Source organism: Pseudomonas costantinii (assembly GCF_001870435.1).
In the GTDB taxonomy this organism is placed as follows: Bacteria; Pseudomonadota; Gammaproteobacteria; order Pseudomonadales; family Pseudomonadaceae; genus Aquipseudomonas; species Aquipseudomonas costantinii.
In genome coordinates this window covers 105,806-121,151 of sequence record NZ_MDDR01000022.1, presented here as the reverse complement: position 1 = coordinate 121,151, position 15,346 = coordinate 105,806, and the positions used below count along the sequence as shown (strand labels likewise).

General features: G+C 57.3%; 14 protein-coding genes and 1 pseudogene. 6 read left to right on the top strand and 9 right to left on the bottom strand.

Annotated elements, in window-relative coordinates; all coding sequences use genetic code 11:
* Positions 1-17 precede the first annotated feature (17 nt).
* Positions 18-1,256, top strand: a complete 1,239-nt coding sequence (locus BFL40_RS12000) for an MgtC/SapB family protein (protein ID WP_071484189.1) — start codon at positions 18-20, stop codon at positions 1,254-1,256.
* Here BFL40_RS12000 and BFL40_RS11995 read toward each other — a convergent pair.
* Positions 1,198-2,157: a diguanylate cyclase domain-containing protein gene (locus BFL40_RS11995; RefSeq protein ID WP_071484188.1), complete on the bottom strand. Its 960-nt coding sequence runs from the start codon at positions 2,155-2,157 to the stop codon at positions 1,198-1,200. The two genes, BFL40_RS12000 and BFL40_RS11995, sit on opposite strands and share 59 nt — an antisense overlap.
* Before the next feature lie 199 nt (positions 2,158-2,356).
* On the opposite strand from BFL40_RS11995, the gene BFL40_RS11990 reads away from it, so the two are divergent.
* The 3 genes from BFL40_RS11990 to BFL40_RS11980 all read left to right on the top strand — a co-directional run bounded on the left by BFL40_RS11990 (position 2,357) and on the right by BFL40_RS11980 (position 4,604).
* Positions 2,357-3,271 (top strand): universal stress protein, encoded by a 915-nt coding sequence (locus BFL40_RS11990; protein WP_071484187.1) that lies wholly within the window; start codon positions 2,357-2,359, stop codon positions 3,269-3,271.
* Positions 3,272-3,318: 47 nt separating this feature from the next.
* On the top strand, positions 3,319-4,239 hold the full coding sequence (locus tag BFL40_RS11985; protein WP_071484186.1) for a universal stress protein: 921 nt from the start codon (positions 3,319-3,321) through the stop codon (positions 4,237-4,239).
* 110 nt (positions 4,240-4,349) lie between these two features.
* The gene (locus BFL40_RS11980; protein WP_071484185.1) at positions 4,350-4,604 is read left to right on the top strand and encodes an Lpp/OprI family alanine-zipper lipoprotein; all 255 of its coding nucleotides are present in this window, start codon (positions 4,350-4,352) and stop codon (positions 4,602-4,604) included.
* A 175-nt stretch (positions 4,605-4,779) separates the two neighbouring features.
* Here the strand turns inward: BFL40_RS11980 and BFL40_RS11975 are convergent, their stop codons facing one another.
* Positions 4,780-5,343, bottom strand: coding sequence for a GNAT family N-acetyltransferase (locus tag BFL40_RS11975; RefSeq protein WP_071484184.1), 564 nt, complete (start codon positions 5,341-5,343; stop codon positions 4,780-4,782).
* Positions 5,344-5,537: 194 nt separating this feature from the next.
* Entirely contained in the window at positions 5,538-6,284 is a 747-nt protein-coding gene (gene fnr, locus BFL40_RS11970) for a fumarate/nitrate reduction transcriptional regulator Fnr (protein WP_071484183.1), read from the bottom strand.
* Between the two features lie 326 nt (positions 6,285-6,610).
* Between fnr and BFL40_RS11965 the strand changes: the two genes are divergently transcribed.
* Positions 6,611-7,507: a universal stress protein gene (locus tag BFL40_RS11965; protein WP_071484182.1), complete on the top strand. Its 897-nt coding sequence runs from the start codon at positions 6,611-6,613 to the stop codon at positions 7,505-7,507.
* Between the two features lie 56 nt (positions 7,508-7,563).
* Here BFL40_RS11965 and BFL40_RS11960 read toward each other — a convergent pair whose 3' ends face one another.
* Both BFL40_RS11960 and arcD read right to left on the bottom strand, forming a co-directional pair.
* Positions 7,564-8,106, bottom strand: a complete 543-nt coding sequence (locus BFL40_RS11960; RefSeq protein ID WP_071484181.1) for an Hsp20/alpha crystallin family protein — start codon at positions 8,104-8,106, stop codon at positions 7,564-7,566.
* A 78-nt stretch (positions 8,107-8,184) separates the two neighbouring features.
* Entirely contained in the window at positions 8,185-9,621 is a 1,437-nt protein-coding gene (gene arcD / locus BFL40_RS11955; RefSeq protein WP_235864774.1) for an arginine-ornithine antiporter, read from the bottom strand.
* A 404-nt stretch (positions 9,622-10,025) separates the two neighbouring features.
* Here arcD and BFL40_RS11950 point away from each other — a divergent pair.
* Positions 10,026-10,388: pseudogene (locus BFL40_RS11950) on the top strand (alcohol dehydrogenase catalytic domain-containing protein); the annotation flags it as partial.
* A 145-nt stretch (positions 10,389-10,533) separates the two neighbouring features.
* On the opposite strand, the gene BFL40_RS33700 reads toward BFL40_RS11950, so the two are convergent.
* From BFL40_RS33700 to BFL40_RS11935, 4 genes are all read right to left on the bottom strand, one after another.
* A complete protein-coding gene (locus BFL40_RS33700; RefSeq protein WP_139213475.1) occupies positions 10,534-10,719 on the bottom strand; it encodes a hypothetical protein in 186 nt (61 codons plus the stop codon).
* A 733-nt stretch (positions 10,720-11,452) separates the two neighbouring features.
* Positions 11,453-12,154, bottom strand: coding sequence for a VIT1/CCC1 transporter family protein (locus tag BFL40_RS11945; protein ID WP_071484179.1), 702 nt, complete (start codon positions 12,152-12,154; stop codon positions 11,453-11,455).
* Positions 12,155-12,172: 18 nt separating this feature from the next.
* Positions 12,173-13,156, bottom strand: a complete 984-nt coding sequence (locus BFL40_RS11940) for an FAD:protein FMN transferase (protein ID WP_071484178.1) — start codon at positions 13,154-13,156, stop codon at positions 12,173-12,175.
* The gene (locus tag BFL40_RS11935; RefSeq protein ID WP_071484177.1) at positions 13,146-15,326 is read right to left on the bottom strand and encodes a PepSY domain-containing protein; all 2,181 of its coding nucleotides are present in this window, start codon (positions 15,324-15,326) and stop codon (positions 13,146-13,148) included. Before BFL40_RS11935 ends, BFL40_RS11940 begins: the two co-directional genes overlap by 11 nt.
* Between the last annotated feature and the right edge of the window lie 20 nt (positions 15,327-15,346).

Sequence of the window (15,346 nt, the reverse complement as noted above, 5' to 3'; positions counted from 1 at the left end):
ACTTGCTGGGAGCCACGATGAACGAAACCTTTGGCATGGCAGGTGCGGCGGCGGCGCTGGGGATCGGCATGCTTGTCGGTCTTGAGCGTGAACGTCACAAAGGGACGGGAGATTCCCGCGATTCGGCCGGGTTGCGAACATTCGCGATCACCGCGCTGCTGGGATATGTGGCGATGCAGGTGGGGGATGCTTTTCTGGTCGGGATGGTCGCGCTCGGTCTAACGGCGCTGGTGACTGTCGCCTATTGGAGGAGTCTGAGTGACGATCCCGGCGTGACCAGCGAAGTGGCTTTGCTCACCGTGCTGATCCTGGGCGCGCTGTGCAGTACCGCTCCCGAATTGGCAGTCGCTATTGGGGTGGTGGCTGCGGGGTTACTGACGTATCGGGAGACACTGCATCATTTCGCCAAAAGCCAGTTGACCGAGCCTGAAATGCGCGATGGGCTCGTCTTGCTGATTACAGCGCTGGTGGTGTTGCCATTGCTGCCGGATCGTTACATCGGCCCTTATGCAGCCCTCAATTTGCGCACCCTCTGCAGTCTGACCGTTTTGTTGATGCTGGTGGGGGCCATGGGGCATATCGCTGTGCGTACCCTGGGAACTCGCTACGGCTACGCCATCAGTGCGATCGCCTCCGGATTCGCCTCCAGTACCGTGACGATCGCCTCTATGGGGCATCGCGTCGTTACAGAACCGGGCAATGTCCGCACCCTGAGTGCTGCGGCGATATTGTCCAACTTGGCCACCGTCATTCAGGTCGGGCTGATTTTTGGCCTGGTTGATCCCGCACTGTTGAGCAGCATGTGGGGGCCATTGGCCTGCGGTTTGTCTGCCACGGGGTTATATGGCGCGTGCCTGATGTTTCCCGTCCAGAAAGGGGGCGCCAATGAGCCGATCAAGGTGGGGGGCGCTTTCGATCTCAAGCTTGCCTTGATTGTGACGTTGACCATGACCGGTATTACCCTGGTTTCATCAGCAATGCTTAGCCACTTCGGTCAGGTCGGGATAATGTTGACTGCGACCTTAACCGGTTTTGCCGACGCGCATTCCTCGACAGCGTCCATCGCTTCCCTCGCCAAGGCCAACTTGTTGCCGTTCGATGCCGTCGTCGGCCCTGCGCTGGTTGCTGTAAGCAGCAACTCCTTGAGCAAGTGCCTGATGGCCTGGGTCAGTGGTGGCAAACGGTTTGCCGCCTATGTCATTCCGGGGCAGGTGTTGCTGACGCTGGCCATGTGGGCGGGCACCTTGCTGCATTGAGTTCGGCCGGTATGCCCACAGGGCTGAAACGGCAAGCGTTCCCACCGTTTCTTTTGGCCTGGTACATCGCGCGGTCTGCTTGGGCGAGCAAATCATCCACGCTGCTGCCATCGCCGGAAAACAGGCTGATACCGATGCTTATAGCCGTTTCGACCCGATGGCTTTCCACCATAAAAGGCTGATGGATAGCGGCAACCAATTTGTTTGCCAGAGGCTCAAGTTGGTCAATTTGATCCACGCCGGAGATCAGGATCGCGAATTCGTCACCGCTCAGGCGGGCGACCACATCGGAGCGGCGCACCGACTGGGCCAGTCGTTCAGCCACCGCGACCAACAGCCTATCTCCGCAAGCGTGACCGAGTGTGTCGTTGATGGATTTGAAGTGATCCAGATCGATAAACATCAGCGCCAATGGCTGCTTATATTTGATCGCTACATTGATTGCCTGGTTGAGCAGGTTCAGGAACAGCAAGCGGTTGGGCAACCCTGTCAGGGCATCGTGGAATGCCAGTTGTTGCATGGCGGCGCGCTCTTCGTCCATGAGACTGAAGTTGTGCAGGATGGCGATGAAGTGCGTCACCACACCGTGCTGGTCGAACACCGGCGTTATAATCTGATTGACCGTGCAGGTGCCTCCGTCCTTACGCCGCTCGACTATTTCGCCCTGCCAGGTCAGCCCCGCCATGATTGTCATCCACAGATTGCGATAGAACGTAGTGCTTTGCCTGCCTGAAGACAGCATTTGCGGGGTCTTGCCCACCAGCTCAAGCTTGGAATAGCCGCTCATCAGGCAGAACGCTCTGTTGATCCACACGATGCATCCACTGCGTTCGGTGATTAGCACCGGGTTTGTTGCGGCGTCCAATGCCCTTACCAACACTTGCTGGTCATTTTCGATCATTGCCCATTCTCTCTGTAGACACAGGACGCTTTGGTTCAGGCTAAGAGCGCGCGAGAAGGTACTTGTTGATCAATATCAATTTTATTCGGGCGATGTTCAGCAATACGACTGGCATACCTGACAAATATCAAACAGCTGAAGCCTGTAACGCTCAACCTTGAGATAGACCCATCCACATGGCCCCGTGCCGAGGTGCCCCATGTCACAGATTCAGCGTTTGTTATTAATTGCCCCTCCAGCCATGATCCGCACTCCGGCCTTTGACCGTGCCACGGCTCTGGCTAGGGCGATGCAACTACCGCTGCACATAGTTGCCTTCGATTATCTACAGGCGCTGGCGGTGGCAGGCCTATTTGCCCCCGAGCAGATCGATGTAGCGCGGGAAGGCTATCTGCAAACTCATCGACAGTGGCTCGCGGAACAGGCCGAGCTGATGAGCAAACATGGAGTCGTGGTCTCCAGTGAAGTGGTGTGGGTACAGCATCCTTATGAAGAAATCCTGCGCTTTGTCAGTGAGCTGCCACTGGCACTGATCATCAAGGATGCTCACGAAGAGTTTGCGCTGAAACGGATATTTTTCACCCCGCTGGACTGGCAGTTGCTGCGTGATTGTCCAGTGCCGGTGCATTTAGTGACCAATGACCTGCATGCTCGACCCCGCCAGATCCTGGCTATTGTCGATGTCCTGCGCAGTGAAGAGCAGGATCAAGTATTCAACGATCAGATTATCGACGCAGCCGTGAAGCTGGCCGAGCAATGTGATGCCACATTGGAGTTGGTACATGTCTATGACTGGATGGCGGTGTACGCCACGGACATGGGCGTTGGTGCGTTACCGCTGGCCACTGGTCTCTATGAGGCGTTGGGCAGCGCAGAGCGTGAGGCTTTTGCTGCGTTGGCCGAGCGCCATCATGTGACACCGCAGAACCGTCACTTTATCGAAGGTGCGCCCGTTCCAGGTATTTGTGAGTTCGCTATCAAGCACGGTACGGACGTGATCGTCATGGGGACGGTGCAGCACCATGGCTTGAGTAAAATGTTAGGCACAACCGCCGAACAGCTTTTGCATAGGGCGCCTTGCAGTGTATGGGCGATCAAACCATCGCGCGACTGAGACGCGACCCAGCCGGCAGAGCCGGCCAGCATTCGAAGAGGTGTGACATGAGCCAATACCAACGCTTGCTGTTGATCGCCGACCGAACCCTTTACCATTCACCGGCCTTGTTTCGTGCAGTGGCCTTGGCCAAAGCCTGCAACGCAACCCTAGACGTAAGAGCCTTTATCGAACCCGCACCGATCGTTCATTTGTGGGAAGAAAATGTCGATGAGGCAGCCTACCAAGGCTATCTGCACCGCTATCGCAACTGGATGGTCGAAGAAATCCAGCGCTTAGCCGGTAAAGGGTTAAGGGTGACAGTTGAACTGGTGTTTACCACTCACCCCCTGCTGGACATTCTGAACACAGTCGCCGATCTCAAGCCGGACTTGCTGATCAAAGACGTCAAGTTGGAGCCCTTGCTCAAGCGGGCGTTCATCACCCCCCTCGATTGCCACCTGCTGCGTGAATGCTCAGTTGCGCTGCATCTGGTGAATCAGGCCCATCACGGCTTGCCCCATCGAGTGGTGGCCGCCGTTGATCCTTTCGATCCAGCGACACAAATCAGTGGCTTGAATGACACCATTATCAAGAGTGCCAATGCCTTAGCCCTGCAATGCGACGCGCCGCTGCATTTACTCTACGCCTATGACTTGTCTCCTGCATTTAATGGCGACGCGCCCTTGATCATGGGCGGATACAGCGTGGACTTTGCCGAGGAGCTGCGCCAATCCCTGCATCAGGCGTTTACCTCCTTGGCCGATAGTTACGGGGTCCCGCCACAGCGACGGCACTTTGTCATGGGTCAGCCGGTACCGGTCATTCAAGAGTTTGTCGAGCAGTTCCAGGCTGACGTAGTGGTAATGGGCACCGTTCACCGGGTCGGGTTTGATCGACTGATTGGCAGCAACACCGAGCGAGCGCTGTATTCGGTGCCGGGCAGTATTTTGGCTATCAGTCAACCGGGAAGTCGCGTCAATGAGTAGTACCGTGTGGCTGTGCATTTGTTGACGAAGATCAGAGGCCCTAAGGCTTAGTACCCGATACTGAATTCGCACTCTACCGCTTTCGTAACCACCGCAACCAAGGGGAAACCATGAACAAATACCTGTCCACTGCACTGCTCGCACTGTTGCTAGCAACTACCGCCGGTTGCAGTCATCAACATGCCAAAGAGCTGGATGCACGGCTGGAGGCGGCGGAGAACAATGCCGCCACGGCGCGCCTACGGGCGGATGAGGCCTATAACAAGGCTGAAAAAGCAGCTGAGCTCGCTGACCAGGCCCAACAGACTGCCGACGACGCGAATGCACGCGCCATTCGCATACTCGAAAAATCAACTCGCAAGTAAATAACAACGCGTGTCTTGCTCCCAGCGTGCCTGCACCAGGGGAGCGGCATATTTGTTAGAGCCAAGGGGCGGCTGCCATCGTTTCATTCCGGGGTTGAAAAGCGGGGTCGGATTGTTCTGATCATTTGGAGAGCCCCGCGATGTAGCGTTGACCTAAACATCCCGGGGCAAATTTTTACAGATGAAGACGATGAATAACCTGAGATGAGTTGTCGGGGTCGCTAGACGTCTCGAACCCCAAGGTTCTTGCCAGGTCACGCATCGGCGTATTACTTGCCGCGTCCATCGAGTACATCTGGGTGAAAGCGTTCCGACGCGCCGCGTTGATCAAATGCGTCATCAGATGCGAGCCCAACCCCAGATGCTTCCACTCATCTGCAACGGTGACGGCGCATTCACATACATGCTCTCCGGTGGCGGCATACCGACTGATACCGATCTCGGTAAGTTTGCCGTTGTCGTGAGTCAATGCGATGTAGGCCATGCGCTGAGCGTTATCAGTGTCCATCAACTGATCCAGCATCGCTTTGCTCGGCTCATTAATCTGAGCCAAAAATCGCATATGCCGCGACTCAGGAGACAGGCGCTTGATAAACGCATACTCGAGATCACGGTCTTTATCCGTGAGTGGCCGTATTAGCACGTGGCGGCCGTCTTTAAGTGATTCGATCCAGTGTTGGCCGGCTACTTTGGCGTAGACATCGACGGCGCGTTCATTGTGCTCTTTGACAGTTTGCATAAGACATCCTCCATCCAGTTCAGATCGGCGCGCCGTGGCTACCGCGCGGGTCATTCCTTTCTACGTCGATGGGGCGGCCTGATTCTGATCTGGATCAGATACCCGTGAGGCCGGTGCTCAATCGTGAGGAACTCAGTCAAACCGCCGTCGTGATTACAGCCGGGCGCACGCAACGGGGCTCCAAGTTTGCGGTGTTAGAGGACGGTCGGACGATTGCAGCCTGATACCAGTTGTTTAAGGCCCTCTATGTCCTGAATCTCGACGTTCCGGCCGGCAATCTCCACCAGGTTCAGGTCTCGCAGGTGTGCAATACCCCGGCAGATGGTCTCCAAGCGCAGTCCTAAGTAGGAACCGATTTCCTCTCGGCGCATTTTCAGAACAAAGTGCTTGGGGGAATAACCACGAATGCTCAAACGTTGTGAAAGGTTGAGCAGGAAGGCCGCCAGGCGCTCGTCCGAGTTCATGTTCCCCATGAGCATCAGCATTGTCTGGTCACGCACGATTTCCCGGCTTAACAGGCGGTTGAGATTGTGTTGCAGCGACGGCAGGCTCTGCGAGAGTTTTTCCAGTTGCGCAAAGTGGATGGGGCACACTTCGCTGTCTTCCAGGGCAAACGCACTGCATGCATGTATGTCGGCACTGATAGCGTCCAGACCCAGCATCTCGCCAGGAATCTGAAAACCGGTGACCTGCTCACGACCGTCGACTGACACCATGCTGGTCTTGAATGAACCAATTCGCACGGCGTAAAGCGAGCGCAAGGGGTCGCCGGTGCGGTACAACGCTGCACCTTTTTTGACCTTGAAGCGCTGGACGATAAGTTTGTCCAAGCGTTCCACTTCATCGCCAGAAAGACCTATTGGCAGACAAAGCTCCAGGACACTGCACTGTGAGCAGGCTGATTTGAGGCTCTGGACGTGTAACGGACGGGTTTCAGTCATCGGGACTCGCTCCGCAAGGTATCTCCTGAGCATAGGGGGGAAGCGTGTGGGGCCGCACTTTAATTACCCTTTTCAGGTTAAAGGTGACGAGTGGAGAAGAAAGCTATTCGAACGAATAGGCCTGCTGCTCCGTGCTCCCCAAATTGATTCGCGCATCTGAACCGGCAGCGAGTGCTGGCGCCCTGCTGGCTGCCCGTTATTTACTTGATAAAGATCAGAGCCTGCCGTGGGCCGAATCCGATACTGCAGTCACAGCGCTGTATGAAGTCCGACCAGGATGTCGGGGTTGCAGTCAGGCACGAAGCTGTTGTCAGGAGATCGCGGTGATGCAGAAACTTAAACGTATTTTATTGATCGTACCGACCGAAATGACCCGTACTCCGGCATTCGACCGCGCGCAGGCGCTGGCCCGCGCCACCGGAGCGTCGTTACACATGGTTGCGTTCGATTACGTCCAGGCATTGGCGGTAGCAGGCGTGTTCGACCATGAAGCCATGACGCGTGCTCGAGAGGGCTATTTGCAAGTGCATCGGCATTGGCTGGAGCAGCAGGCGCGCCTTGCGGGGTGCCAGGTAACCAGTGAAGTCGTCTGGGCTAAGGCAAGCCCAGGCCACGTACTCGATTATGTGAATGACTTCCACCCAGATCTCGTGGTTAAGGATATGCACCACGTGTCTGCACTTGAGCGGGCTTTTCACCAGCCACTGGACTGGCGGTTACTGCGCGATTGTGAGGCGCACTTTCATCTGGTGACCGAAGCCAGGCACCCAAACCCTGTGAAAATACTCGTTGCCATCGATCTGTCCCACCTTGAGGAGTTAATTCAAGGTGTCAATGAGCAAGTGCTTGACCTGGCGTCGACACTGGCAGCCTCCTGCGGTGCCAGGTTGCACCTGCTCAGTATCAGCAATTGGTCGGTTGTGGGAGACATATCGACGAGTGTGTCCACGCTGAGTCTGAGCGACAGCCTTAGGGACGCGGTCAATGACGCGCAGGAGGAGGCGTTCGAGGTGCTTGCGTCACGCTACGGGATTGACGAACACCGCCAGCACCTGCTGACGGGTATCCCCCACGCGGTCATTGAGCGGTTCGCCCAGCAGAATGAATTCGATATCGTGGTGCTAGGCGCCAGCCATGCTCGTGGCTGCGACATCGGCAGCACAGCCGAGCACGTACTCAATCACCCGCCGTGCAGCCTGTTGGTGGTCCGACCGTTAGCCTGAGCGTGGATAAAAAATACCCCTTGCCAAAAAATACTAAGGGGCATATCGCAAAGCGTTTATTCGCCTTTGATGGGCACGACCTTATCCGTTTTCATGGCGTCGGGCTTCTTCGGCAGTGAGATTCGCAGCACGCCCTTGCTGAAACTTGCGTCAATTTTCTCTGCATCGACGCTTTTGGGCAGGCTAAACACTCGCTCGAACGCACCGTAATGCCTTTCACTCAGGTGGTAGCTCTTACGTTTTACTTCCTTGTCCTCTTTCTTTTCTCCTCTGATGATCAAACTGCCGTTGGACAACGTGATCTGGATGTTTTTCTGATCCAGACCGGGCAACTCAGCCGTGATTTCATAGCTTTTCTCCTTCTCACTGATGTCCACCGCAGGCAGGTTGTGCCCAATCAGCTCGCGACGCCAAAGTGGCTCAGTGTCAAACAGCCCGCGTCCGAAAGGGGAAAGCACCGAGCCGCGATTGAACTCTTCAAACAGGTGGTCGACCTGCTGCCGCAACTTCTCTATTGGACGCCAAAGCTCGGTGGCGAGCGATGGGTGTGTGGTTTTAACGTCGGTAGGTACGGGCATTTTTTTCACTGGACTGCTCATTTTTTTTGCGACTCCTCTTGAGTAGAGGGACGGCTGAGAAACGCTTGGTATCAGCCCTCCCCGGAAAAAACAGGGTGGCTATAACGTCAGTGTTCCTGACCACAGCATCCAGCCCGCGACCGCTGCCGAGCCCCAGATAATGGCCAACAATGCTATTTCAGGGCCGCTGAATCGCCGCCCCTGGCGAGTACGTAGCGTCATCAGGTAAATCAAGGTGCCAGGGGCATAGAGCAATGCACTGAGCAGCATGTATTTGGGCCCTGCGGCGTATAACAACCACAGACAATACAGGGTGGCGACGGAGGCGATGGCTATGTCACGCAGTTGCAGGCGGCGATGGCCTGTGTACGTCTGGCCTTGCCAGGTCAGCTTCAATGCATAGAGACCGCTGAACAGGTATGGCAGCAGGATCATGGAGGTGGCCAGGGAAATCAGGGCGAGGTAACTGGCGCTCGAATACAGCGTCAATAACAGGAACAGTTGAATGCACCCGTTGGTGACCCAGAGGGCATTGGCTGGCACGCCATGGGTGTTCTCTACGGCCAATACACGTGGCATGACCTTTTCCTTTGCTGGCGTGAATACCGACTCAGCCGCCAAAAGCGTCCACGCGAGCAGAGCGCCTCCCACTGAAATGATCAGTCCGACGCTGATCAAAACTGCACCCCACGGCCCGGCTGCCGCTTGAAGCACACCGGCCATGGAAGGGTTTTTCAAGCCCGCCAGTTCCGGTTGTTTGAGAATGCCCAGCGACAGCAATGACACGGCAATCAGCAGCAACAGCGTGATAACGAAGCCAATCACCGTGGCACGGCCAACGTTGCGGCGTTGCGCCGCACGGGCAGAGAAAACATTGGCGCCTTCAATACCAATAAATACCCAAACCGTCACCAGCATGGTGCTTTTGACCTGATCCAGGGTACTGCCCAGTGATGGGGCACCCCAAAAATCCAGATTGAAGGTCTCATGCTGAAACGCTGCCATCACCAGGCCGATGAAGAGCAACAACGGTACGATCTTGGCTACGGTCGTCAACGCATTGGCCCGCGCTGCCGTACGCATGCCCCTGAGGATCATCCAGTGCAGCCCCCAAAGCACCACGGATGCACCCACAATGGCTGCTTTATTGTTGCCTTCACCGAACAGTGGGAAAAAGTAACTCAACGCAGCAAACAAAATCACCAGGTAGCTGACGTTGCCGATCCAGGCACTGATCCAATAGCCCCAAGCAGAATTGAACCCGAGAAATTCACCACCCAATTCTCGAGCGTAGGCAAACACACCGTTATCCATCGTAGGTTGGCGGTTGGATAACATCTGGTAAACCAAGGCCAGGGACAACATGCCAACGCCGGTGATCAGCCAACCGATCAGAATAGCCCCGGCGCCCGCGCTGGCCGCCATGTTCTGCGGCAGGCTAAAAATTCCGCTGCCGATCATCGAACCCACCACCAATGCTATCAACAGGCTTAACGACAGCCGTTTGGGCTCAAGCTTTCGTAGCCCCTCAGCCATTGACTGGCCCGAGGCGATAGGAGGAACTGGTTGCGGAATTTGCAGCTCGGTAGCCATGGGGAAGTCTCCACAAGACGAGCGGTCGTGCGCTCACCGCAAATGCGGTGACGAGAACCGTGGCGGTCAATTTCGGCGGGAACCGGCTGCGTGTGGTTGATTTAAATCAGAGTCGTCAAGAAAAAGCGCGCGTTTGAAGCAGTTGACGACCAGACTTAAAAAGTGGCGCTACCTCAATGTCGTCTTGACCTTTGGGGGATGTGATTCTCTCCTAGATTAATAGGCACCATTCGAATGGCAGCTTATGGCCGACTCCTGCCGTTTGGTGGCCGGCAGAAACCGGCCAGAAGCGGTCAGTTTTCAACACAGAGAACTGCTTCTGCTACCGACCGTGCTCAGGTTCCTGCCCTGCACCTGCTAGAGGGCAAGTATTGGTGCGCGTTCATGCATCAGGCCTCAACCCGTTGGATATAAAGATTTCAAATGGCGCGCCGGCGCATGCCAAGCAGCCATTGCCTGCGTTGTTCGGCCTGGATTTGGCTGGCACAGTTGTTGAGTTAGGCGATGCGGTTGAGGGCTTCGCGATTGGTGACGAAGTCTTTGGTATGGCGGGCGGAATTGTCGGGGCTCAAGGCGCCATGGCTGAGTACATCGCGGTCGATGCCAGACTGCTCGCGACCAAACCTAAATGCCTCACCATGCGCGAGGCGGCCGCGTTGGCACTGGTGGTTATCACTGCGTGGGAAGGCTTGGTAGACCGTGATAGGGTGCTTAATCCATAGGCCGCCACTCGAGCCTGAGTTGTGCACGATGACTAAGACTGCACGAAGCCAGTTACACGACTAATCCTGCCAGTATTGACCTCTGTCACAACGACGCAGGTCCCGCTTTCGATGGGCCTGCGCATAAACTCACTTACGCTGTGGTGTTGATTTGCGTCCCGATCAACGCGGAGGACGCTTTGGGTAGTTGCACTTCGCTCGGCCCGCTCGCGTCATGATCGCCGTCGCTGTCTACCCGCACGGGGGGCGCTTTTGGGGATGTCATGGCGGTGACTTTCGGCAAAGTGACCTGGGTTGAAGCATTGATGGCTGACGTCATGTTGATCCCCTTCAAGAACTGTAGTGTGAGCTAATACTATCGGCGCCGTTCTTTAATAGTTAACGTAATTAAAGATTAATTGAAGTAATTGAGAGCGCTTTCTATTGTTAAGATTCTTAAGGTTGCCAAGTAGTTTGACGGGGAGGTTATGTGAAAAAAGTGTGAGGTTAGAGTGAATTTAGTATTATTCTTTTGACCGTTCAGTGTCCGAATCACTAGTGCAAGGTCGCGCTTTGGTTAGCCGTGCTAGGCTTATCTCTTCGACCTGCACCCATTGGCTTCCCGGATTGTGATCGCATTGTTTAAACCCTATGCAGGTACCGTTACTATCCATGAGCGCGTAATTTCTAAAATGAGCTTGTCGTTTGAATAGGCATAAAATGGATCCCATGGTTGAGTGCCTCTTCAAAAGCGTGTATGTGTGACTCATAGTTTAGAACGATAAACGTGCAGCGTGACGACTTCTGTTGTCGACGAATGTTTATTTATAGTTTCTGTTAATCAGATTAAGTCTTGTTTTGGTGTGTTTGAATAACACGAAGTGAAGACGTCAAAAAATGGAATAAGTAATGGGGCCAAGATGGCTTTTTTTAACCGTCCTGCTGGCATTGATTTGGGGGCTGTTCGTGGTTCGGGTGGCGCTCAAGCTTTTGGGCTGAGAAATGCCTTCAAAGCGCCACTTCGCAGCGCTCGAACTCCACCCCCCCGTCTTCGCGCCCAAAAAACGCGCTAACTAAACTACCGCCCCGAACAGCGCCCCCACGGCTGCCGTAATGCCCATGGCCAACGCACCCCAGAGGGTTACCCGCCAAGCGCCGATCCCTATTTTTGCCCCCCCGGCCCTGGCTGCAATGGCGCCAAGGCCGGCAAGAAATACCAGCGACATGCCGGATATCCACGGCACAACACTGTCGCGCGGGGCGATGAAAATGACCGCCAATGGCAAGGCTGCGCCGAGCACGAAACTGGCGGCTGAGGCGAGTGCGGCTTGCAGTGGTTTTGCTGTGAGTGCTTCGCTGATGCCTAGCTCGTCTCGGGCGTGTGCGCCCAGTGCATCGTGCGCCATTAATTGATCGGCCACCTGGTGGGCCAAGTCGGATGACACCCCTCGGTGCATGTAGATGTGGGCAAGCTCGCGGTGTTCGGCTTTCGGGTTGCTGGCTAGTTCGGCCCGTTCCCGCGACAAGTCAGCCTGTTCGGTATCGGCCTGGGAGTGCACGGAAACGTATTCACCCGCCGCCATGGACATGGCGCCCGCCACCAGCCCGGCCATACCGGTCACGATCAGCGTGGAGTGGGTGGCGTTGGCGGCAGCTACGCCAATCAACAGGCTGGCGGTGGAGACGATCCCATCATTGGCCCCCAGGACTGCGGCACGCAGCCAGCCGATGCGGTCACTGCGGTGGAGCTCGGTGTGCCTGTGCATGAATTTCATGGATTAACGGAACTCAGGTTATTGACGAGATTGGATTCGGCAGGCCTCAGCCTGCGCTTGCAGTTTGCCGCCTACAATCGATATTTCTTTTAGCTGTTCGCCGTCGCGCACCACGAACAGTGCGTCCATCCCACGTTCTTGTGCCAGGCGTGGGCCTTCAACTTCGCCCAGCACCATCAGTGCCGTGGCCCAGGCATCGGCGAGCATGCACGAGCCCGCCTCGACGGTGACCGCTGCGAGCGCGTTGCGCAGCGGCGCGCCGGTGACGGGGTTCATGGTGTGGGCGCAAGATTGCCCACTCATCTCCACCCAGTGGCGGTAGTCCCCAGACGTGGCGATGGCGGCGTCGACGAGTTCCATTACGCCCATGACTTCCCGCACGCCGCGGCAGGGTTTTTCAATTGCCACGACCCAGGGTTGGGCATCAGGTTTCATGCCCCGGGCACGCATTTCGCCGTCAATGCCGACCAGGTAGCGGGTGATGTTTGACGCTTCCAGGCAACGGGTCAGTTCATCGACGCCAAAGCCTTTTGCGATGCCGTTCAAATCCAGGTTCAGCGGCGCCCGTTTGCGCACCCGATTGCGTTGCGAGTCCACCACCAGCGCCGCGCTGGCGGACAGTCGCGCGCGTGGCAGTGGCATCGTGAGTGCTTGCGCGGTGATCGTCTGTTCGCCGGGGCCGAAGCCCCAGGCTTGCACCAGATCGCCGACGGCAATGTCGAAGGCTCCGCCGGATTGCTGGCTGACCCGTAACGCAGCGGCCAGCACCGTGCTCAGTTCCTTGGGCACTGGCAGCCATTCCTGCTCGGCGGCTGCGTTGAGGCGGTTGAGGTCAGAGTCGGCTTTCCAGGTAGACATTTGCCGGTCCACCCGGCTCACAGCGTGGGCCAGGCGCTGGCCGATTTCCTCGGTGTCGATGCCGGCCGCCGCATAGAACACCACGGTGTAGCGGGTGCCCATGGTCTCGCCGTTCAGGTTGTAGCGCTGCACATCAGTAGACATCTTCACGGTAGCGTCCTTGTGCCTTGAGGGTCAGTACGCTCAGGTTCAGCGGAGCCAATATTTCATCCAGGGTCTGCATCACGCCTTTGGCCATTTCACGACTGCCGCAGACCAGCACCTGGGCGCCTTTTTCCACCAGCCGGCGCAAGGACAGTGCATCACTGCGCAGCCGGTCCTGGACGTAGCCACCGTTCTGTACCTGGGAAAAAGCCGCGCGCAATGCGGTAAGTCGCTGGTCTGCCAGGTAGCGGTTAAGTTCAGGCTCGTACAGAAAGTCCGAGGCCGGGTTGCGCCCGCCCCAATACAAATGCATCGGGTGGCGGGCAGTGTTGTTGCGAATGAAGCCCGCCAGCGGGCCAATGCCGGTACCTGCACCGATCAGGATCACCGGGTGTGCCCCCGACGCAGGACGAAACTGTGGGTTGGGCTGGATAAAGGCTTCGACCGCATCGCCGAGGTCCAGGCCATGCAGGAGTTGCGAGCAGAGGCCTCCTTGGTGTTTTCGTACGCAAATCTCGAGCACGCCGTCCGTGGAACTGCTGGCCAGTGAATAAAAACGCGGCACTGGGCTATTCGCCGGGATAATCCCTACCAGGTCCCCTGCCTGGAAGCCCGGTAGCTCGCTGTGCGCCTTGAAGCGCAGGACGTGGGTTGGCGCATTCACTTCTTCGCCATAAACGATGCGCTCGGCCAGCTCCAGTTGATAGGTGCGCGGGGGCTCCGGTGTATGGGCCAGGGCCAAGTCATGCCCCAGTGCTGTGGCCAGGGCGTGGCCCCAACGCGCAAATTCCTGGGAAGACTGGCGGTTGACGGTTTCCATCCCCAGCAACGGTGAGGCACCGGCCAGTTCCAGCGCTGCCTGCACCTGATGGGCGTACTGACAGAATTGTGGAAACTGGCGGTCCCCAAACCCCAGTACTGCAAAGGGCAGGCCGGGTTTGACGCCCTTGAGGTTCAGCCGTGCCAGAAACTGCGCGGCCGACGCCGGTGCATCGCCATCACCGTGGGTCGCGGTGAGGATCAACAGTCTCTGGGCGTTGCGGTACTCGCCTTTCCATTCATTCATCGGCGCGCTGTGCACTTGGTGCCCAGCCTGATGCAAGGCCGCATGTAACGTGTTGGCAAACCCCCATGTGGTGTTGTTTTCTGTGCCTACCAGAATCACGCTGTCGGCCGAGTGAGCGGGGCTGTTGTGGCGAATGTTCGGACCGGCTTTGCGACGGCGCCACCAGAGCAGGATGCCGGTCACGCTCATCAATGGCACACAGATGGCACAGAGCCCGAGTGGCAAGCCCAGCCACCAGAGGCCTTCTGCGGTGTGGAGCTGATAGACCCATTGGTAGACGGTGTGCATGGAGTCGTGGGGTTGATAGGACAGCAGGGCGCCGCTGACTGGGTCTACGTAGCCAACACCCTGGGCCGTGCGCAACGAGAACACATCGTTTGGGTTGCCCAAGCTCGGGTAGACCAGTTCGCGCAGGTCATTCAGGTCGATGGCCTGCAAGGCCTGCAGGTTCGCCACCGGTAACGCCGGGCCGGCGCTGAGGTGGGTGGGGAAGGCCGGTTCACTCTGGCTGCCATCGGCGATCAAGCCGAAGGTCGTGGCGGCCATGTACAGCCCGCTTACGGCCGACAGCAGCAGCCCGAGCAAAGCCAGGCGCCCGACTTCCGCATGCCAGCGTTGGCTGAACGTGCCGCGCAGTGGCCGCAGCAGGTTGCGCCAGCCACCCAGGCGCCGGGCCAGCAGCAACGCGCCGGACACTGCCAGGATCAACATGAACAACGCACCGACGCCCGACACGCCATGGCCCGGTGTGCCCATGAACAGCGCGCGGTGCAAGTCTTTCACCCAGCGGGTGAAGGTGGACGGCGCGTAGGGCGCGAGGCCCTGGCCGGTCAGTGGGTCAACCGTTTCCGCCCCGGACTGGCCATCGCGGTTGTAGTAGACGATGACCGTGCCGGAGGCGGTGCGCTGGAGTTGCTCCACATCTGGAAAGTGATGTGCGACGCCTTCCGCCAACTGGCCGACATTAAGCTGGCCGGCAGCGGTCGACGTGTTGTGCAGGCGTTCCAGCGCCGGATCAACCGACAATACCGCGCCACTGATGGCCAATATCATGACCAACAGGGCGGCGATCAGACCGGGCAGCGAATGAAACTGGCGAAGCATGTTCAGCCTCCTGAAGGGGT